The 18714-nt window shown below is 74.6% G+C and carries 17 protein-coding genes; 13 read left to right on the plus strand and 4 right to left on the minus strand.

Annotated features, from left to right (window positions below; all coding sequences use genetic code 11):
- Nucleotides 1–2: 2 nt before the first annotated feature.
- On the minus strand, nucleotides 3–764 hold the full coding sequence (locus AB0O91_RS32595) for a GntR family transcriptional regulator (RefSeq protein WP_363440962.1): 762 nt from the start codon (nucleotides 762–764) through the stop codon (nucleotides 3–5).
- A gap of 162 nt (nucleotides 765–926) precedes the next feature.
- On the opposite strand from AB0O91_RS32595, the gene AB0O91_RS32600 reads away from it, so the two are divergent.
- Nucleotides 927–2102, plus strand: a complete 1176-nt coding sequence (locus AB0O91_RS32600; RefSeq protein ID WP_363440965.1) for a TIGR03364 family FAD-dependent oxidoreductase — start codon at nucleotides 927–929, stop codon at nucleotides 2100–2102.
- A 113-nt stretch (nucleotides 2103–2215) separates the two neighbouring features.
- Here the strand turns inward: AB0O91_RS32600 and AB0O91_RS32605 are convergent, their stop codons facing one another.
- Nucleotides 2216–3040 carry a maleylpyruvate isomerase family mycothiol-dependent enzyme gene (locus AB0O91_RS32605; protein ID WP_363440968.1) on the minus strand — a complete coding sequence of 275 codons (825 nt, stop codon included), beginning with the start codon at nucleotides 3038–3040 and terminating at the stop codon, nucleotides 2216–2218.
- A gap of 141 nt (nucleotides 3041–3181) precedes the next feature.
- On the opposite strand from AB0O91_RS32605, the gene AB0O91_RS32610 reads away from it, so the two are divergent.
- Entirely contained in the window at nucleotides 3182–5389 is a 2208-nt protein-coding gene (locus AB0O91_RS32610; protein WP_363440971.1) for a germacradienol/geosmin synthase, read from the plus strand.
- Here AB0O91_RS32610 and AB0O91_RS32615 read toward each other — a convergent pair.
- Together AB0O91_RS32615 and AB0O91_RS32620 are read right to left on the minus strand one after the other, a co-directional pair.
- Nucleotides 5386–5760, minus strand: coding sequence for a hypothetical protein (locus AB0O91_RS32615; protein WP_363440974.1), 375 nt, complete (start codon nucleotides 5758–5760; stop codon nucleotides 5386–5388). The genes AB0O91_RS32610 and AB0O91_RS32615 overlap by 4 nt on opposite strands.
- Before the next feature lie 39 nt (nucleotides 5761–5799).
- Nucleotides 5800–6240, minus strand: a complete 441-nt coding sequence (locus AB0O91_RS32620) for an SsgA family sporulation/cell division regulator (RefSeq protein WP_363440977.1) — start codon at nucleotides 6238–6240, stop codon at nucleotides 5800–5802.
- Nucleotides 6241–6587: 347 nt separating this feature from the next.
- On the opposite strand from AB0O91_RS32620, the gene AB0O91_RS32625 reads away from it, so the two are divergent.
- From AB0O91_RS32625 to hypF, 11 genes are all read left to right on the plus strand, one after another.
- Complete coding sequence (locus AB0O91_RS32625) at nucleotides 6588–8279, plus strand: hydrogenase maturation protein (RefSeq protein ID WP_363440980.1); 1692 nt, start codon at nucleotides 6588–6590, stop codon at nucleotides 8277–8279.
- A 132-nt stretch (nucleotides 8280–8411) separates the two neighbouring features.
- Nucleotides 8412–9458: a hydrogenase expression protein HypE gene (locus AB0O91_RS32630; RefSeq protein ID WP_363440982.1), complete on the plus strand. Its 1047-nt coding sequence runs from the start codon at nucleotides 8412–8414 to the stop codon at nucleotides 9456–9458.
- 106 nt (nucleotides 9459–9564) lie between these two features.
- Nucleotides 9565–11352: a nickel-dependent hydrogenase large subunit gene (locus AB0O91_RS32635; RefSeq protein ID WP_363440985.1), complete on the plus strand. Its 1788-nt coding sequence runs from the start codon at nucleotides 9565–9567 to the stop codon at nucleotides 11350–11352.
- Nucleotides 11349–11816 carry a thioredoxin gene (locus AB0O91_RS32640; RefSeq protein WP_363440987.1) on the plus strand — a complete coding sequence of 156 codons (468 nt, stop codon included), beginning with the start codon at nucleotides 11349–11351 and terminating at the stop codon, nucleotides 11814–11816. Before AB0O91_RS32635 ends, AB0O91_RS32640 begins: the two co-directional genes overlap by 4 nt.
- A 32-nt stretch (nucleotides 11817–11848) precedes the next feature.
- Entirely contained in the window at nucleotides 11849–12460 is a 612-nt protein-coding gene (locus AB0O91_RS32645) for a DUF5947 family protein (protein WP_363441082.1), read from the plus strand.
- Complete coding sequence (locus AB0O91_RS32650) at nucleotides 12457–13101, plus strand: DUF6084 family protein (protein ID WP_363440989.1); 645 nt, start codon at nucleotides 12457–12459, stop codon at nucleotides 13099–13101. Before AB0O91_RS32645 ends, AB0O91_RS32650 begins: the two co-directional genes overlap by 4 nt.
- Nucleotides 13098–14465 (plus strand): hypothetical protein, encoded by a 1368-nt coding sequence (locus AB0O91_RS32655; protein ID WP_363440992.1) that lies wholly within the window; start codon nucleotides 13098–13100, stop codon nucleotides 14463–14465. Before AB0O91_RS32650 ends, AB0O91_RS32655 begins: the two co-directional genes overlap by 4 nt.
- On the plus strand, nucleotides 14462–14971 hold the full coding sequence (locus AB0O91_RS32660; RefSeq protein ID WP_363440995.1) for a hydrogenase maturation protease: 510 nt from the start codon (nucleotides 14462–14464) through the stop codon (nucleotides 14969–14971). Before AB0O91_RS32655 ends, AB0O91_RS32660 begins: the two co-directional genes overlap by 4 nt.
- Nucleotides 14972–15184: 213 nt before the next feature.
- Nucleotides 15185–15559, plus strand: a complete 375-nt coding sequence (locus AB0O91_RS32665; protein WP_363440998.1) for a hydrogenase maturation nickel metallochaperone HypA — start codon at nucleotides 15185–15187, stop codon at nucleotides 15557–15559.
- A 5-nt stretch (nucleotides 15560–15564) separates the two neighbouring features.
- On the plus strand, nucleotides 15565–16407 hold the full coding sequence (gene hypB / locus AB0O91_RS32670) for a hydrogenase nickel incorporation protein HypB (protein WP_363441000.1): 843 nt from the start codon (nucleotides 15565–15567) through the stop codon (nucleotides 16405–16407).
- Nucleotides 16404–18710, plus strand: coding sequence for a carbamoyltransferase HypF (gene hypF / locus AB0O91_RS32675; protein ID WP_363441003.1), 2307 nt, complete (start codon nucleotides 16404–16406; stop codon nucleotides 18708–18710). The genes hypB and hypF overlap by 4 nt, the downstream gene beginning before the upstream one ends.
- The last annotated feature ends 4 nt before the right edge of the window (nucleotides 18711–18714 follow it).

Genomic DNA, 18714 nt, shown 5'->3' on the forward strand with positions numbered 1-18714 from the left:
GGTCAGTCCTCTTCGGTGCGGTAGCGGCCGATCACGGTACGGCCTTCGACGGTGTTCTCGATGGTGAAGGTGGCCATGGCCGGCAGGTAGCGGTCGTCGGCGTCCTCCAGCGGCACGCCCTGGCGGGACGTGGTGAGCCGGCGCACCCGCAGCAGCGGGTCCCCGGCGGCGACCCGGAGCAGTTCGGCGTCCCGCGGCCCGGCGGCGACGGCGTCGATGGTGTGCCGGGCGTGGTGGAGGTCGACCTCGCGGCGCAGCAGCTCCTGGTAGACCGAGCCGCTGTCCGGGTCGAAGTCGAACAGGATCCGGCCGACCTCGTGGACGAAGGTGGAGCGCTCCAGCATGGCCGGGACGCCGTCCAGCAGCCGCAGCCGGACGAGCTCGACCACCGGTTCGCCCTCGGCCAGGCCGAGCCGGACGGCCGTCTCCGCGGACGCCCGTCGCCGGGCCACCTCGACGGTGCTCTGCCCGGGCTCCCGGCCGATGGTGCGGGCCCACTGGGTGAAGGACAGGAACGTGCCGAAGGGCTGGGAGGGCGTGGTGCGGCGGGCGACGGGCGGCTTCCCGCGGCCGCCGACCAGGCTGCCCGCGCTGCGCAGCATGGCCAGGGCCTGGCGGACCGGCCCGCGGGAGGTGCCGAACTCGGCGCAGAGCTGCGACTCGCTGGGCACCGGCTTGCCCTCGGGCCACTCGCCGGACTCGATGCGGCGCAGGAACTCGGCGCCGAGCCGTTGGTGGAGAGGGAGGTCCTCACTTGTCTTCACAAGTTGACTATGACATCCCGGGGCGGAACTTCTCAAGGCTGCACGACCTGCGGTTTCACTTGTTCATCTGTTCGTCCCCGAAGGTCGTCGCGAGGATGAACAGCCGGTAACTTGTACATACATCTCTTGACTTCGGAGCCGGAAAGCCCCTTAGCTGGCCCCATGAGCAGCAGCACCGCATCCGCAAACACCCCCGCCGCGTCCTCCGTCCGGAGCGACGTGGTGATCGTCGGCGCCGGCATCGTCGGCCTGGCGCACGCCTTCGAGGCCCTCGGCCACGGGTTGTCCGTCACCGTCGTCGAGCGCGACCGGGAGCCGGTCGGCGCCTCGATCCGCAACTTCGGCCACTGCTGCATCACCGCCCAGGACGGCGACCTGCTCGCCCTCGCCCGGCGGTCCCGGGCCGGCTGGCTGCGCGCCGCCGGGGCGGCCGGCTTCTGGGCCGAGCAGGCCGGCGCCCTGGTGGTGGCCCGGTCCGCGACCGAGGCGGCCGTGCTCGAGGAGCTGAGCGCCGAACGCGGCGCCGACGCCGTGCAGTTGCGCACCGCCGCGCAGACGGCCGAGGCGCTCGGCCGCCCCGCCGGCCGGGCCGACGACCTGGTGGGCGGCGCGCTGCTGCCCGCCGACCTGCGGGTCAACCCGCGCGAGGCCGCGCCCGCCCTGGCCCGCTGGGTCGCCGAGCAGCCGCAGGGCCGGGTCCTGTGGGGCACCGCCGTCACCGGCGTCGAGTCCGGCACCGTGCACACCACCCGCGGCCCGGTCCACGGGGACCGGATCCTGGTCTGCGTCGGCCACGACGTGGACTACCTGTTCCCGGACATCGCCGAGGACCACGGCATCGAGCGTTGCCGGCTGAGCATGGCGCGGGTCCAGGCCCCGGCCGGCTTCCGCACCGACGCGGCGGTGCTGACCGCCACGTCGATGCTCCGCTACGACGCCTTCACCGCCCAGCCGTCGGCCGCCGCGCTGCGCACCGAGGTGCTCGGCCACAGCGCGGACCTGCTGGGGATCGGCGCCAACGTGATGTTCACCCGGCTGCCGGACGGCACCGTCCTGGTCGGCGACTCGCACCACTACGACGCCACCACCCCGCCGTTCGTCGACGAGCGCACCTGGGAACTGCTCATCGACGCCGTCGCCGGCGTGCTGGGCGTGCCGGCCCTGAAGGTGCTGGAGCGCTGGCAGGGCGTCTACGCCAGCAGCCCGCGCGGCCCGCTGCTGGTCCGGGACCTGGCCCCGGGCGTGCGGGCGGTCTCGGTCACCTCGGGGGTCGGGATGACCCTCTCCTTCGGCCTCGCGGCCGCCACCTTCGACGGGACCCTGGCCGCCACCGCCTGAGCCCACTTGTCAGGACCGGTCGAGACGCCTCCGACCGGGGATGACGGCAGGAACCGGCCGGACCTTCGGAGGTCCGGCCGGTCGCTTGTCCGGACAAGTGCCCGGAACGGGGCTCAGAACGCCGAGTGGGCGAACCAGTGGGCGAGCAGCTCCTGGTCCCCGGCGAGCTCGACGCCGGCCGCCGTGCGGTCGAGGCGTCCGTACAGGAGCAGCAGCAGCTCGGCGGCGCCGGCCCGGACGGTGGCGTCGGCGGCCGCGTCGCCGGTGTCGAGGCCGAAGCCGTCGGGGCGCAGCCGGACCAGCCAGTCGCCCTCGCCGTCGGTGCGGGCGAAGCGGACGGTCCGGTCCTCGGCGCGCAGCTCGGCCGTCCCGGGGGCGAAGGGGGCGGCGAACGGCAGGTTGGTCAGGAACTCGTCCACGCCGTCGGCGGCGAGCTCCGGGTCGATCTCCGGGGTCAGGCCGAGCGCCCGCTCGGCGTCGACGCGGTGGACGAGGGTCTCGAACAGCATCCGGCGGATCCAGAACCGGACGTGCTGGTCGGCGCCCCAGGCCCACATCGGCGCGTCGAGGTCCCCCTCGGCGAAGGCGGCGGCGGCCTGCTCGGCGGCCTCGGCCAGCCAGTCCGGGAGCTGCTCGGGCCGCTCGGGCAGCCGGAGGTCCACGTCCCGGCCGAGCGGGCGCTCCTGGATCCGCTGCCGGATCAGGACGGTGAACCAGCGCTGCACGCTGCCGGCGTGCCGGACGAGGTCGGCCAGCGTCCAGTCCGGGCAGTCGGGCACCGGGAGGGCGGGGTCGGCGTCCCGTACGGCGGCGACGAAGCGGGCGGTCTCGGCGGCGACGGCGGCGCCGTGGTCCTGCGGGGTCATCAGGGTGTTCTCCAGTGCTCCGGGTGGCGCGGCGCCCGGGACGGGCCCGCAGCCGATGGCTTGCGCGCTCAACGTTTCATCAGCTGAAGCAATCGTGACGACGCTAGGCCTGAAAGGTTGAGCTTGTCAAGTAACTCTCCGGGTGCGTACCGCCCCCGAGCGGCGCTCGTTGACCAACGCGTCGAACGGTCCCGAGAGAGAGCGTGCCTCCCCGTGCCCCAGCCCTTCGCCCTCCCCGCCTTCTACCTGCCGTACCCCGCCCGCCTCAATCCCCACCTGGAGCAGGCCCGCGAGCACTCCCGCCGCTGGGCCCGCGGGATGGGCATGCTGGAGGGCTCGGGCATCTGGGAGCAGCAGGACCTCGACGCCCACGACTACCCCCTGCTGTGCGCCTACACCCACCCGGACTGCGACGCCTCCGAGCTCTCCCTGGTCACCGACTGGCACGTCTGGGTGTTCTTCTTCGACGACCACTTCCTGGAGACCTTCAAGCGCACCCGGGACCGGGCCGGTGCCCAGGCCCACCTCGACCGGCTGCCCGCCTTCATGCCGCTCAACCTCCCGTTCCCGATGCCCGAGCCGCGGAACCCGGTGGAGGCGGGCCTCGCCGACCTCTGGCTGCGCACCGTCCCCGGCTCCTCCCGCGACTGGCGGGAGCGCTTCGCACTGAGCACCGCGCACCTGCTCGACGAGTCGATCTGGGAGCTCGCCAACATCGGCCTCGGCCGGATCCCCAACCCGGTCGAGTACCTGGAGATGCGCCGCAAGGTGGGCGGCGCGCCCTGGTCGGCCGGGCTGGTGGAGCACGCGGCGGGGGCGGAGGTCCCGGCCGCGGTCGCGCACTCCCGGCCGCTGCGGGTGCTCCGGGACACCTTCTCGGACGCGGTGCACCTGCGCAACGACCTGTTCTCCTACCAGCGCGAGATCGAGGAGGAGGGCGAACTCAGCAACGGCGTCCTGGTGCTGGAGACCTTCCTGGAGCTCCCCACCCAGCAGGCGGCGGACCGGGTCAACGACCTGGTGACCTCCCGGATGCAGCAGTTCGAGGACACCGCGCTCACCGAACTGGGGCCGCTGTTCGCCGACCACGGCCTCGACGCCGGGGAGGCCGCCCGGGTGCTGGCGTACGTCAAGGGGTTGCAGGACTGGCAGGCGGGCGGCCACGAGTGGCACCTGCGGTCCAGCCGCTACATGAACGGAGGGGGCGTCAACGGCCCGATCCCCGGCGGCAGTTCGGGGCTCCCGCTCGGCACCCTCGGCACCTCGGCGCTGGACGTCGGGCGGCTCGCCGCGGCGACCGGCGCACAGCGGGTGGGGAACTTCACGTTCGTCCCGCACCACCGGACCGGGCCCTCCCTGGTGCCCGAACTGCGGCTCCCGGCCGCGCCGCGGCTCAACCCGCACGTGGGTGCGGCACGGCGGAACGCGGTGGACTGGGCCCGCCGGAACGGGATGTTCGACCCGGACCCGCTGCTCCGGGGCCGCCCGCTGTGGACCGCCGACCTGCTCGACGACTTCGACTTCGCCGGGTTCACGGCGTACACCCTCCCGGACGCCTCCGCCGGACGGCTCGACCTGGTCACCACCTTCGTCACCTGGGGCAGCTACGGCGACGACCACTTCTCCGCCGTCCACGGGCGCGATCCGGTCGGCGCCAAGGCGGCCGCCGCCCGGCTGCTCGCCCTCACCGCGCCGGACCGGGCCGAGCCGGTGGTGCCCGCGAACGCGTTGGAGCGCGGGCTGGCCGACCTCTGGGCGCGGGCCGCCGAGAAGCTGTCCCCGGAGGGCAGGGACACCGTCCGGACCCTGCTCGCCGACCTGCTGGACGGCTGGCTCACGGAGATCGCCAACCGCGCCCACCACCGCATCCCCGACCCCGTGGACTACCTCGAGACCCGCCGTTCGACCATCGGCAGCGGCTTCTTCCTCGGCCTCCCCGGCCTGCTCGGCCCCGCACTCCCGGCCGGGGTCGGGGGCAGCGGCACGATGCGCGCCCTGGAGGCCGCGACGGCCGACCACGTCGGGCTGGTCAACGACCTGTTCTCGTACCAGCGGGAGGTCGAGTTCGAGGGCGACTTCCACAACGCGGCCCTCGTCGTGCGGCACTTCCTCGACTGCGGGTACCCGGAGGCGGCCCGGATCGTCGGGGACCTCGCCGCCGCCCGGCTCGACCAGTTCGAGCACCTGGCGGCCCGGGAACTCCCGGTGCTGTGCGACGGCCTCCGGCTCGCCCCGGAGGCCCGCCGGGCGGTCGACGACCGTGTCCGCTACCTGCGGACCGTGATGACCGCGAACCTGCACTGGCACGGCGTCACCCGCCGCTACCGGGAGGCCGACCTGCGCCGCCACCACGGCCGCGGCCTCCCGGGCCCGACCGGCCCGGGCACCTCGGCCCTGCGGCTCCCGCTGCCCACGGCCTAGCCGGGCGGCGCGGGCCGGACGGCCAGGCCGGGCCGGCGGCGGTGGACGGTCAGGTAGACCAGGCCGTCCCCGCCCGCGGCCAGGGCCCGGCGGGCGCCGTGCGGCAGCCAGGCGGTGCAGCCGGCGGAGAGCTCCTGCCGGCCGCCGTCGGTGTCCAGCCGTCCGCTGCCGCCGAGCACCTGCAGCAGCACGTCGAGGTCCGGCTCCACGTGCGCGGGCACCTCGGCGCCGGCCGGCAGCCGGACGACGTTGGCGTCGAGCTGGCGCCCCTCCTCCTGGAGCCGCCACAGCGCCCCGCCCCGGTCGTCGGGGGTCTGCCGGAGCAGGTCGTCCAGGCGGCTGAGCACACCTGGTGCGGGGTCGGGCGTCAACGGGGCCTCCTGGGGGCGGGCGGGACCGGCCCGTGGATCCTACGGCCGGGGCGGGCCCTGGCCGGCGTCGAGCAGCCGGGCGAGCGCGGCGTCGACGTTCAGGTGGTCGGACTCCGACCCGGAGGGCACCAGCGCGAAGGAGTCCGACAGGAAGGCGGTGACCAGCTCCTCCGGGGCGCTGACCACCGCCCGGCCGACCGGCCCCCGCAGGGTGATCAGCACCTCGCCGGCCGACCCCGGCCGGACCTGCACGTCGCCGTCGCCGACCGGGCCGAGCCTCCCCTCGTTCAGCAGTTCGCGGCTGAAGTACCAGCACACCCGGGCGCCGTCGCCGGTGCACCGGCAGGGAGTGAGGGGGAAGGCCAGGCAGGCGGCGTACGGGAGGCTCGCGTCGAAGCGCAGCTGCGCCTCGACCGGGACGTCGGGCTCCGCGCTGTCGGGGAAGGTCACGGGCACCGGGCGGACGGTGGACAACTGCATCGATTCGGCCTCCTGCGCTCACGACGAGCCGGACCGGGGCGGTCCGGCCTGCCCGGGGGCGCCTACCCGGTGCGCCGAGGGGCAGCAGGCGGGGGAGGAATCTCCACCATTCCCACGCATCCCCCGTCCACACGGCACACCATCGTCAACTCCGCATCGGCGCCTTCACTCGCCGGGAGGAAACGGCGGGCGGTCCGGGGCCCCCGGCCCGCTCCGGCGCGGCGCTCCGCGGAGCGGCCCGCCGCCCGAGTGAACGGGCGGCGCGGCGGGCCGGACGGGCCGGGGGCCGGGCGGGCCGGAGGCGATGATCGCCGGAATCCCGGAGGCCCTCACCGTCGGAGGCGGACATGCGGATCCTGCTCCTCGCCAGCGCGTTCAACAGCCTCAGCCAGCGCCTGTACGCCGAACTGCGCGACCGGCGCCATCGAGTGGACGTCCAACTAGCCGATGATGGCGAGGAGTTGACGGAAGTGGTGGCCCGGCTGCGGCCGGACCTGCTGCTCGCGCCGATGCTGCGCACCGCGATCCCGGAGGAGGTCTGGTCGCGGCTCACCTGTCTCGTCGTCCACCCCGGCCCGCCCGGCGACCGCGGCCCCTCCTCCCTGGACCGGGCGATCCAGGAGGGCCGCACCGACTGGGGCGTCACCGTGCTCCAGGCCGAGCGCGAGATGGACGCCGGACCGGTCTGGGCCTGGGCGCCCTGCCGACTGCCCGAACGCGGCAAGAGCGACGTCTACCGCAACGAGGTCTCCGACGCGGCGGTGACCGCCGTCCTGCTCGCCGTCGAGCGGGTCGCCTCCGGCAGCCACGCCCCGCAGCCCCAGCACGGCCCCGGCTGGCGGGGCACCGTCCGCACCCGGCCCGCGCTGCGCCAGCCGGAGCGCCGGATCGACTGGGCCGCCGACCCCACCGCGACGGTGCTGCGCCGGCTGCGCGCCGCGGACTCCCGGCCCGGGGTGCTGGACGAGCTCGGCGGCGCGGAGTGGTACCTGCACGGCGGCCACCGCGAGCGGCTGCTGCGCGGCCGCCCGGGCGAGCTGCTCGCCACCCGGGCCGGCGCCGTCTGCCGGGCCACCGCGGACGGGGCGGTGTGGATCCCCGAACTGCGCCGCCGCCGGACCCCGGGCGGGCCCGCGACCGTCAAGCTCCCGGCCGTGACGGCACTCGGCGCCCTGCTGCCGGCCGTCCCGGAGCGGCCGGCGCCGCTGATGCCGGAGCCGGGCGAGCACCCCGGCTGGTCGGACCTGCGCTACCGCGAGGAGGGCCCGGTCGGCTTCCTGCACTTCTCCTTCCCGGGCGGCGCGATGTCCGCCGAGCACTGCCGCCGGCTGCTGGCGGCCTACCGCTTCGCGCTCGGCCGCCCGACCACGGTGCTGGTGCTGGGCGGCGGCCGGGACTTCTTCTCCAACGGCATCCACCTCAACGTCATCGAGGCCGCCGCGGACCCGGCCGCCGAGTCCTGGGCGAACATCACCGCGATGGACGACCTGGTCGCCGAGGTGCTCACCACCACCGACCGGCTGGTGGTCGCCGCCCTCGGCGGCAACGCCGCGGCCGGCGGGGTGATGCTGGCCCTGGCCGCGGACGAGGTGTGGTGCCGCCGCGGCGTCGTGCTCAACCCGCACTACCGGCTGATGGGGCTGTACGGCTCGGAGTACTGGACGTACACCCTCCCGCGCCGGGTGGGCGCGGCGGAGGCCGAGCGGCTGACCCACCAGGCCCTCCCGGTGTCGGCGGCCGCCGCCGAGCGGCTCGGCCTGGTCGACCGGGTGCTGGACGCGGTGCCGGAGGACTTCGGGGCGGGCGCGGCCCACCTGGCCGGGCTGCTCGCCGCCTCGCCCGGCACCCAGCACCGGATCGCGGCGAAGAAGGCGACGCGCGCCGCCGACGAGCGGACGAAGCCGCTCGACGCGTACCGGGAGGCCGAGCTCGCCGTGCTGCACCGGCAGTTCTTCACACCCGAATCGCCGTACCACGCGCTGCGGTCCGCGTTCGTGCGCAAGCACCCGGTGCCCGCCGGGCTCCGCCCGCAGCCGTGACCCGAACGGCCCGCCGGGCTTGCGCGCACCGGGCGGCGGCGCCGGGTGCGCGGACCGGCGGGCGGTCCGAACCGTTGCTATGACTGGGTCCGAGCCATTTCCTCCGGCTCCCATCCCCGAGGAGGCATCCTCATGGGTGCTGCAACAACCGACACCGACGTGGTGCACATCCTCTGGATCAACGCGGGCCTCAGCTGCGACGGCGACTCCGTCTCGCTGACCGCCGCGATGCAGCCCAGCATCGAGGAGATCGTCACCGGCGCGCTGCCCGGCCTGCCGAAGGTCGCCGTGCACTGGCCGCTGATCGACTTCGAGTGCGGCCCGGTCCAGGGTGCGGACAACTTCGTCGAGTGGTTCTTCAAGGCCGACCGCGGCGAGCTCGAACCGTTCGTGCTGGTCGTCGAGGGGTCGATCCCCAACGAGAAGATCAAGAAGGAGGGCTACTGGTGCGGCTTCGGCGACGACCCCGCCACCGGCCAGCCCATCACCACCAGTGAGTGGCTGGACCGGCTCGCCTCCAAGGCGACCGCCGTGGTCGCGATCGGCACCTGCGCCACGTACGGCGGCATCCACGCGATGGCCGGCAACCCGACCGGCGCGATGGGCGTGCCGGACTACCTCGGCTGGGACTGGAAGTCCAAGGCCGGGCTGCCGATCGTCTGCGTGCCGGGCTGCCCGATCCAGCCCGACAACTTCGCCGAGACCCTCACCTACCTGCTGTACCAGCTGGCCGGCTCCGCGCCGATGATCCCGCTGGACGACAAGCTGCGGCCCGCCTGGCTGTTCGGCGCCACCGTGCACGAGGGCTGCGACCGCGGCGGCTACTACGAACAGGGCCAGTTCGCCACCGAGTACGGCACCCCCGAGTGCCTGGTGCGGCTGGGCTGTTGGGGCCCGGTCGTCAAGTGCAACGTCACCAAGCGCGGCTGGATCAACGGCGTCGGCGGCTGCCCGAACGTGGGCGGCATCTGCATCGCCTGCACCATGCCGGGCTTCCCGGACAAGTTCATGCCCTTCATGAACCCGCCGCCCGGCTCGCGCGTCTCCACCGCCGCCAGCAGCGCGTACGGCTCGCTGATCCGCCGACTGCGCACGATCACCCAGCAGACCGTCGACAAGGAACCGAAGTGGCGCCGCACCGGCCGCCACCTGACCACGGGTTACCGCCCGCCCTGGTGACGGGCAGGGGGCCGCACACCACCCGGTGTGCGGCCCCCGTCGAACGCCGCCCGGCCGCCAGGCCGCCGGGACCCGCAGACCCCGTAGACAAGGAAACGCAGAGACGATGGCAACACCGACGACCAGGGCGGCCGGCGACGGCAGCGGCCTGACCGAGATGTCGTGGGACCCGATCACCCGGATCGTGGGCAGTCTGGGCATCCACACGAAGATCGACTTCAAGCAGAAGCGGGTCGCGGAGTGCTACAGCACCTCCTCGGTGTTCCGCGGCTACAGCGTCTTCATGCGGGGCAAGGACCCGCGCGACGCCCACTTCATCACCAGTCGGATCTGCGGGATCTGCGGCGACAACCACGCCACCTGCTCGGTCTACGCCCAGAACATGGCCTACGGGGTGAAGCCCCCGCACCTGGGCGAGTGGATCATCAACCTCGGCGAGGCCGCCGAGTACATGTTCGACCACAACATCTTCCAGGAGAACCTGGTCGGGGTCGACTACTGCGAGAAGATGGTCCGCGAGACCAACCCGGGCGTCCTCGAACTCGCCGAGCGCACCGAGGCCCCGCACGCCGGCGACCACGGGTACAAGACCATCGCCGACATCATGCGCTCGCTCAACCCGATCGAGGGCGAGTTCTACCGCGAGGCGCTCCAGGTCAGCCGGTACACCCGGGAGATGTTCTGCCTGATGGAGGGCCGCCACGTGCACCCCTCCACGCTCTACCCGGGCGGCGTCGGCACCGTCGCGACCGTGCAGTTGTTCACCGACTACCTGACCCGGCTGATGCGCTACGTGGAGTTCATGAAGAAGGTCGTGCCGCTGCACGACGACCTCTTCGACTTCTTCTACCAGGCGCTGCCCGGCTACGAGGAGGTCGGCCGCCGGCGCGTCCTGCTCGGCTGCTGGGGCAGCCTCAACGACCCGGACCACTGCGACTTCACCTACCGCAACATGACGGACTGGGGCCGGCGGATGTTCGTCACCCCCGGCGTCGTGGTGGACGGCAAGCTCGTCACCAACGACCTGACGCAGATCAACCTGGGCATCCGGATCCTGCTCGGCAGCTCCTACTACGAGGACTGGCAGGGCAAGGAGCAGTTCGTCACCCACGACCCGCTGGGCAACCCGGTCGACCCCCGGCACCCGTGGAACCAGCACACCATCCCCCAGCCGCAGAAGCGCAACTTCGACGACAAGTACAGCTGGGTGATGTCCCCGCGCTGGTTCGACGGCAAGGACCACCTCGCCCTGGACACCGGCGGCGGCCCGATCGCCCGGCTGTGGTCCACCGCGCTGTCCGGCCTGGTCGACATCGGCTACATCAAGGCCACCGGCCACAGCGTCCTGATCAACCTGCCCCGCTCGATGACCAAGCCCGAGGTCACCTTCGAGTGGAAGATCCCGCAGTGGAGCAACGCGATCGAGCGCAACCGCGCCCGCACCTACTTCCAGGCCTACGCGGCCGCCGCCGCCCTGCACTTCGCGGAGAAGGCGCTCGAGGAGGTCCGCGCCGGGCGCAGCCAGACCTGGGAGCGCTTCGAGGTGCCGGACGAGTCGATCGGCTGCGGCTTCACCGAGGCCGTGCGCGGCGTGCTCTCGCACCACATGGTGATCCGCGACGGCAAGATCGCCAACTACCACCCGTACCCGCCCACCCCGTGGAACGCCAGCGTGCGCGACAGCTACGGCACGCCCGGCCCGTACGAGGACGCGGTGCAGAACACGCCGATCTTCGAGGAGAACTCCCCGGAGAACTTCAAGGGCATCGACATCATGCGCGCCGTGCGCAGCTTCGACCCCTGTCTGCCCTGCGGCGTCCACATGTACGTCGGCAACGGCCGCACCCTCAAGACCATGCACGTGCCCACCGGCCTCAGCGGGTTGACCGCATGACGGCCGAACAGACCGGCCTGCGGATCCAGCAGGCCCTGGACGCGCTGGCCGGCAGCGGTGCCGAGCAGGCGGGCGAGCAACTCGTCCGCGACCTCATGGAGTTCTACGGCGAGGGCCTGGCCAGACTCGTCCCGGCGCTCCCCCCGCCCGCGCTGGAGGGGATGCTGGACGACCCGGCGGTGGCCGGTCTGCTGCTCCTGCACGACCTGCACCCCGAGCCCGTCGCCGCCCGGATCGACCGGGCGCTCGCCGCCCTGCCCGAGCGGATCGAGGTGCTCGGGTTCGAACCCGCGACCGGCACCCTGCGGGTGCGCCGCACGGCCACCGGCTGCGGCTGCGGGGAGGCGGAGGTGGAGGCCGCCCTCGCCTGCCACGCGCCCGAGGTGACCGCACTGGACCTGGAACGCGCCCCCCAACTGCTCCAGATCGGCACCCGCCCGCCGCAGCCCGCGGAGGCGCGGTGAACACCCGCAGGGTCTCCCGGGACGGCACCGCCCTGCTGCGCCGGCTGCGCGAGCCGGCCCCGCCGCGCCCCGAGCAGTGCGGCCTGTGCGGCCGGGACCTGCCGCCCGGCCACCGCCACCTGGTCGACGTCGAGGAACGCGCGCTGGCCTGCACCTGCACCGCCTGCGCGCTGCTGTTCCAGCAGCAGGGCGCGGCCGGCGGCCGCTACCGGACCGTCCCGGACCGCTACCTGGCCGATTCGGACGGCGCACCCGACGAGCGGGTCTGGTCGGTGCTGGGCGTCCCGGTCGGGACCGTCTTCCTGCTCCGCAACGCCGTGCTGGACCGGCTGCTCGCCTTCTACCCCGGGCCGGCCGGTGCCACCGAGAGCGAGGTGGACGAGGAGGCCTGGCAACGGGCCCTCGGCGGCAACCGGCTGGCCGCCGCCCTGGAACCGGACGTGGAGGCGCTGCTGCTGCGCCGCACCGAAGGACGGGTCGACTGCTTCCTGGTGCCGGTCGACGTCTGCTACGAACTGGTCGGCCGGCTCCGGCGGTGCTGGCACGGCTTCGACGGCGGAGCCGAGGCCCGCAGTGAACTCGACCTGTTCTTCGGGCGGTTGGCCGATCGGGCGGCCCCGCTGCCGACGGCGGTGACGGCGTGACGGCGCTCGGCTTCGCCTGCACCGGGGTGCGCTCCGACCCGTACGCGGCCGGGCCGACCCTGGTGTTCCGGCTGCGGATCACGGCGCCCGCCGACACCCGGGTGCACGCCCTCGCCCTGCAGTGCCAGCTGCGGATCGAACCCGCCCGCCGGCCGTACACCGACGCCGAGGGCGAGCGGCTGACGGACCTCTTCGGCGGTCGGGAGCGCTGGGCGACCACGCTCAACCCGATCCAGTTCGCCACCGTGCCGCTGCTGGTGCCCGGCTTCACCGGGGAGACCGAGGCCGACCTCGTCGTCCCGGGCAGCTACGACCTGGAGGTGGCCTGCGCCCGGTACTTCCGGGCACTGGACGACGGCGAGGTGCCCCTGCTGATGCTCTTCTCCGGCACCGCCTTCGCCGGCCCCGGCGGCTTCCAGGTCACCCCCGTGCCCTGGGACAAGGAGGCCCGGGTGCGGATGCCGGTGCGGGTCTGGCGGGAGGCCGTCGACCAGCACTTCCCCGGCTGCGGCTGGCTGCGGCTGCCCGAGCGCGTCCTGGACGACCTGCTCGCCTACCGCTCCCGGCGGGCCCTGCCCTCCTGGGAGGCGACGGTGCGCGCGCTGCTCGCGGGTGCCGAGCGCAGCGGGGTGGACGCATGAGCGGGCTCCCCGAGGGGATCGAGCGCGGCTTCGCGGCCGCCCGGCAGATCGCCGACGCGGTGCTGCTGGAGGGCTACGTGCTCTACCCGTACCGCGCCTCGGCCGCCAAGAACCGGCTGCGCTGGCAGTTCGGCGTGCTGGTGCCCCCCGAGTACACCCGGCAGGGCGGCGAGCACTCCCACCAGCGCACCGAATGCGTCCTGGAGGCGCGCGAGGACGACCGGCTGGCGGTCGAGCTGCGCTTCCTGCGGGTCCAGCGGCGCACCGTCGAACGGGCCGCCGCCAACGGGGAGTTCGAGTCGGTGGAACGGCTGGAGCTGGCCGACCGGGTGCTGGTCGACTGGGACGAGGGCGTCGAGGAAAGGGTCGAACTGCTGCTCCCGGTCGATGAGTTGACCGGCGACGGAGTGCAGCGGGGATTCCGGCTGCCGGGCGTCGGCAGCACCGAGCTGCTGCACGAGGACGGGACGGCGGTCGGCCGGCTGGTGCGACGGCGCGAACAGGTCGACGGGCTGCTGCGGTTGCGGATGGAGGAGCTGCCCGGCCCGTTCCGGGCCCAGCGGCTCACCGCCGAGGTGGAGAACGTCTCCGGCTGGACGCCGCACCGGCGGGCCGGCCGGGAGGAGGCCCTGCCGCGCTCGCTGGTCTCCGCCCACCTGCTGCTCGGCCTGGAGCACGGCCGCTTCCTCTCGGTCACCGACCCGCCCGAGTGGGCCCGCCCGGCCGTCCGGCGTTGTCGCAACCGGCACACCTGGCCGGTACTGGCCGGCCCGGAGGGCGACCGCCGGGTGATGCTGTCCTCGCCGATCATCCTGGAGGACCACCCGCGGATCGCCCCGGAGAGCCTCGGCACCCTGTACGACGCCACCGAGATCGACGAGATCCTGGCGCTGCGCACGGCCGCCCTGACCGAGGACGAGAAGCGCGAGGCCCGCGGCACCGACGACCGGGCCGGCGCGGTCATCGACCTCGCCGAGTCGATGCCGCCCGAGGTGCTGGAACGCCTGCACGGCGCCGTCCGCGGGCTGCGCGAGATCACCGGCGACCGCGCGGCCGAGCAGCCGTGGTGGGACCCGGGCAACGACCAGGAGGTGGACCCCGAACGGGACCGGGTGCTGGTCGACGGCCGGTCGGTCGGCGCGGGCAGCCGGGTGGTGCTGCGGCCCGGACGGCGGCGCACCGACGCCCAGGACCTCTTCCTGGCCGGGCGGACCGGCGTCGTCGAGGCGGTGCTGCACGACGTCGACGGCTCGGTGCACCTGGCCGTCACGGTGGAGGACGACCCGGGCGCGGACCTCTGGCGGGCCCAGGGGCGCTTCCGCTACTTCCAGCCCGACGAGGTCACCCCGCTGGAGGAGTCGTGACCGGCGGGGCGGTGCTGGTCGCCGGGGTCGGCAACGTCTTCCTCGGTGACGACGGCTTCGGGGTGGAGACCGTCCGACGGCTGGCCGCCCACCCGCTGCCGGCGGGCGTCGAGCTGGTGGACGTGGGGGTGCGCGGCGTCGACCTCGCCTACCGGCTGCTCGACGGCTACCGCACCGCCGTCCTGGTGGACGCCACCTGCCGGGGTGGCCCGCCCGGCACCGTCTACCTGATCGAGGCGGCCGCCGACCCGGTGGAGGTGCCCGTCCTGGACGGCCACCGGATGGGCCCGGACGCCGTGCTCGGGCTGCTCGCCACGCTGGCCGTCGGTACCGGGGGCACGGTGCCGGGGCGGGTGCTGGTGGTCGGGTGCGAGCCGGCCTCGCTGGAGGAGGGCATCGGGCTGAGCGAGCCCGTCGCCGCCGCCGTCGAGGAGGCCGTCCGGGCGGTCCTGCGGGTCGTCGAGGAGGAGAGCGCGCAGCAGGAGAGGAGGACAACACCATGCTGAGGAAACTGTTCTGCGCCGCCCTGCTGGCCGGGATCGGCGCCGTGGTCTGGCAGAGCCTGCCGGACCTCCGGCGGTACCTGAGGATCTCCCGGATGTAGGCGCGGATTGCTGCGAACGGTGCAGCGCCGGGCGCGGTGGCGGCGCGGCTTCGGTCCGTCGCCGCCACCGCCCCCTGTAATGGGGCGCGTTGCCGCCCGCCGTGGGAAGGGACCCATGCACGAGATGTCGATCGCCGCCGCCGTCGTCGAGCAGGTGGACGAGGCCGCCCGGCGGCACGGGGCCCCCGGGGTGGCCCGAGTGCGGCTGCAGGTCGGCGAGTTGGCCGGGGTGGTCGCCGAGGCCCTGGACTTCTGCTTCGAACTGGCCTGCGCCGGAACCCTGGTGGAGGGTGCGGCGCTGGACACCGAGCCGGTCGCGGCGAGGGCCCGGTGTGCGCCCTGCGCGGTCGAGTGGGCCGTCGGCATGCCGCCGGACCTCGGCTGCCCGAACTGCCGCACGGGCGGCGGCGTCCACCTGCTCGCCGGGCGCGAGCTCCAGATCCTCGACGTCGAGTGGGCCGGGCGCCCGCCGGCCGGACAGAAAGGCTGATCCCGATGTGCGAGACGGGCCACACGCTCGACCTCCGGCGGGCGGTCCTCGCCCGCAACGACGACAGCGCCCGCGAACTGCGGGCCGGGCTCACCGCCCGCGGCACCGCCGCGGTCAATCTGCTCTCCAGCCCGGGCAGCGGCAAAACCGCCCTGCTGGAGGCCGAGTTGGGGCTCGCCCGACAGCGCGGGATCGCGGTCGCCGCGCTCACCGCCGACCTCGCCACCGAGAACGACGCGCTGCGGCTGGCCCGTTCGGGCGCGCCGGTGAAGCAGGTGCTCACCGACGGGCTCTGCCACCTGGAGGCGCGGATGCTCGCCGGGCACCTGGACGGCTGGCTGCCCCGGGACTGCCGGCTGCTGTTCGTGGAGAACGTCGGCAACCTGGTCTGCCCGGCCTCCTACGACCTCGGCGAGACGCTGCGGGTGGTGCTGGCCTCGGTCACCGAGGGCGAGGACAAACCGCTCAAGTACCCGACCGCGTTCGGGTTGGCCAACCTCGTGCTGGTGACCAAGACGGACCTCGCCGCGGCGGCCGAGTTCGACGAGGCGGCGTTCCTGGCGAACGTCCAGCGGGTCAACCCGGGGGTGGAGGTGGTGCGTACCTCGGCCCGCAGTGGGGAGGGGGCCGGGGCGCTGCTGGATCGGGCGCTGGGCGTGCTGGCCGGCGCGGTGCCGCACCGGCCGGTGATGGCGGCCGGGCACGCGCACGACGGGCACCACCATGACGGGCACCACCATGACGGGCACGCGCACGACGGCCACCACCACGACGGGCACCACCATGAGGGGCACGGGCCCGGGACGCACCCCGGCCACCGGCACCACCCGGTGGCGGAGACGCCGTGACGGCGCTCGACCGCGAGCGGCGGCGGGTCGCCGTCCGCGGCCTGGTGCAGGGCGTCGGCTTCCGGCCGTTCGTCTTCGCGCTGGCCCGGGAGCTCGGCCTCGACGGCACCGTCACCAACACCGGCGAGGGCGTGCTCGCCGAGGTCGAGGGCGACCGGGCGGCCCTGGAGGCCTTCTGCCACCGGGTGGCCGCCGACGCGCCGCCGCTGGCCCGGGTCGCCTCGGTCGAGCACGCGCCGCTCGCCGTCACCGGTGCCACCGGCTTCGCCATCACCGCCTCCCGCACCGACGGGCCGCGCGCCACTCTGATCCCGCCCGACGTGGCGACCTGCGCCGACTGCCTGGCCGAACTCACCGACCCGGCCGACCGGCGCCACCGGCACCCCTTCATCAGCTGCACCAACTGCGGCCCCCGGCACACCATCGTGACCGGCCTGCCGTACGACCGCGCCAACACCACCATGGCCGGCTTCCCGATGTGCCCCGACTGCGCCCGGGAGTACACCGACCCCGCCGACCGCCGCTTCCACGCCCAGCCCGTCGCCTGCCACGCCTGCGGACCGCGGCTCGGTCTGACCGTGCCCGGGCGGGCCGACCTCGGCGGCGAGGAGGCCCTCGGCGAGGCCCGGCGGCTGCTGGCCGACGGGGCGATCCTCGCGGTCAAGGGCATCGGCGGCCACCACCTCGCCTGCGACGCACGCGACGCCGCGGCCGTCGCCCTGCTGCGCCGCCGCAAGCGGCGCGGCGACAAGCCCTTCGCGGTGATGGCCCGCGACCTCGCCACCGTCGAGCGCCTGCTGGAACTCGGGCCGGTGGAACGGGAACTGCTCACCGGTCCGGTCCGGCCGATCGTCCTGCTGCGCCGCCCCGGCGGCTTCGCGGCGGAACTCCCGGGGGTCGCCCCGGGCAGCCCCGACCTCGGGGTGCTGCTCCCGTACACCCCGCTGCACCACCTGCTGCTCGCCGCGCCCGGGCCGGACCTGCTGGTGATGACCAGCGCCAACCTCTCCGGCGAGCCGATCGTCACCGACGACCGGGAGGCGCTCACCGCACTCGCCCCGCTGGTCGACGCCTGGCTCGGCCACGACCGGCCGATCAACGTCCCCTGCGAGGACTCGGTGGTGCGGGTGGTGGACGGCGAGCAGCTGCCGCTGCGCCGCTCGCGCGGGTACGCGCCGCTGCCGCTCCCGCTGCCGCTGCCCGTACGGCCGGTGCTCGCGGTGGGCGGTGACCTCAAGAACGCCTGCGCGCTGGGCCGGGACGGCTACGCCTGGCTGTCCGGGCACATCGGCGACATGGACGACCTGGCCACGCTGCGGGCCTTCGACCGCGCGGTCGAGCAGCTCGGCACCGTCAGCGGGGTGCGGCCCGAACTGCTGGTCGCCGACCGGCACCCCGGCTACCGCTCGGTCCGGCACGCCGAGCACACCGCCGCCGGTCGTCCGGTGCGCCGGGTGCAGCACCACCACGCCCACATCGCCGCGGTGCTCGCCGAGCACGGGCTGGACGGTGGCCGCCCGGTGCTCGGGGTGGCCTTCGACGGCACCGGCTACGGCGAGGACGGCGCGATCTGGGGCGGCGAACTGCTGCTGGCCGACTACGACGGGTTCCGCCGGCTGGCGCACCTCGGCTATGTGTCGCTGCCGGGCGGGGACGCCGCCGTGCGCCGCCCGTACCGGACGGCGCTCGCCCATCTGCACGCGGCCGGCCTGCCCTGGGCCGCCGGACTGCCGCCGGTCCGGGTCTGCCCGGTCGAGGAACTGCGCCTGTTGGAGAGGCAGTTGGCGCGCGGGCTGAACTGCGTGCCGACCTCCAGCATGGGGCGGCTGTTCGACGCGGTGTCCTCGCTCGCCGGGATCTGCCACCGGGCCGGGTACGAGGCCCAGGCGGCGATCGAACTGGAGGCGGCCGCCGTGGAGTTCGGCCCGGCCGAGGGCTACGCCTTCGGGCTGCTCGCCGACGGGGGCGGCTGGAGCGTCGACCCGGGGCCGGTGCTGGCCGGGGTGGTCGCGGACGTGGCCGGGGGCGCGCCCGGCGGGCTGGTCGCGGCGCGCTTCCACGCGGCGGTGGCCGCGCTGGTCCGCCGGGTCTGCGCCGCCGCCCGGGACCGGCACGGCACCACCACGGTGGCCCTGAGCGGCGGCGTCTTCGCCAACGCACTGCTCTCCTCGGCCTGCGCGCGCGGCCTGGGGGAGGACGGCTTCACCGTGCTGCGGCACCGCAGGGTGCCGCCCAACGACGGAGGGCTGGCACTCGGCCAGCTGATGGTGGCCGGCCGGTCGTCGGCCGCCCGGGAGGAGTGACAGC

Origin of the sequence: Kitasatospora sp. NPDC089797 (genome assembly GCF_040684795.1) — a bacterium.
Classification (GTDB): Bacteria; Actinomycetota; Actinomycetes; order Streptomycetales; family Streptomycetaceae; genus Kitasatospora.

Coding starts and splice junctions, on each gene's coding strand:
- AB0O91_RS32600 (WP_363440965.1), top strand. CDS start 927: ATGAGCAGCAGCACCGCATCCGCAAACACCCCCGCCGCGTCCTCCGTC.
- AB0O91_RS32620 (WP_363440977.1), bottom strand. CDS start 6,240: ATGCAGTTGTCCACCGTCCGCCCGGTGCCCGTGACCTTCCCCGACAGC.
- AB0O91_RS32625 (WP_363440980.1), top strand. CDS start 6,588: ATGCGGATCCTGCTCCTCGCCAGCGCGTTCAACAGCCTCAGCCAGCGC.
- AB0O91_RS32630 (WP_363440982.1), top strand. CDS start 8,412: ATGGGTGCTGCAACAACCGACACCGACGTGGTGCACATCCTCTGGATC.
- AB0O91_RS32635 (WP_363440985.1), top strand. CDS start 9,565: ATGGCAACACCGACGACCAGGGCGGCCGGCGACGGCAGCGGCCTGACC.
- AB0O91_RS32640 (WP_363440987.1), top strand. CDS start 11,349: ATGACGGCCGAACAGACCGGCCTGCGGATCCAGCAGGCCCTGGACGCG.
- AB0O91_RS32655 (WP_363440992.1), top strand. CDS start 13,098: ATGAGCGGGCTCCCCGAGGGGATCGAGCGCGGCTTCGCGGCCGCCCGG.
- AB0O91_RS32665 (WP_363440998.1), top strand. CDS start 15,185: ATGCACGAGATGTCGATCGCCGCCGCCGTCGTCGAGCAGGTGGACGAG.
- hypB (WP_363441000.1), top strand. CDS start 15,565: ATGTGCGAGACGGGCCACACGCTCGACCTCCGGCGGGCGGTCCTCGCC.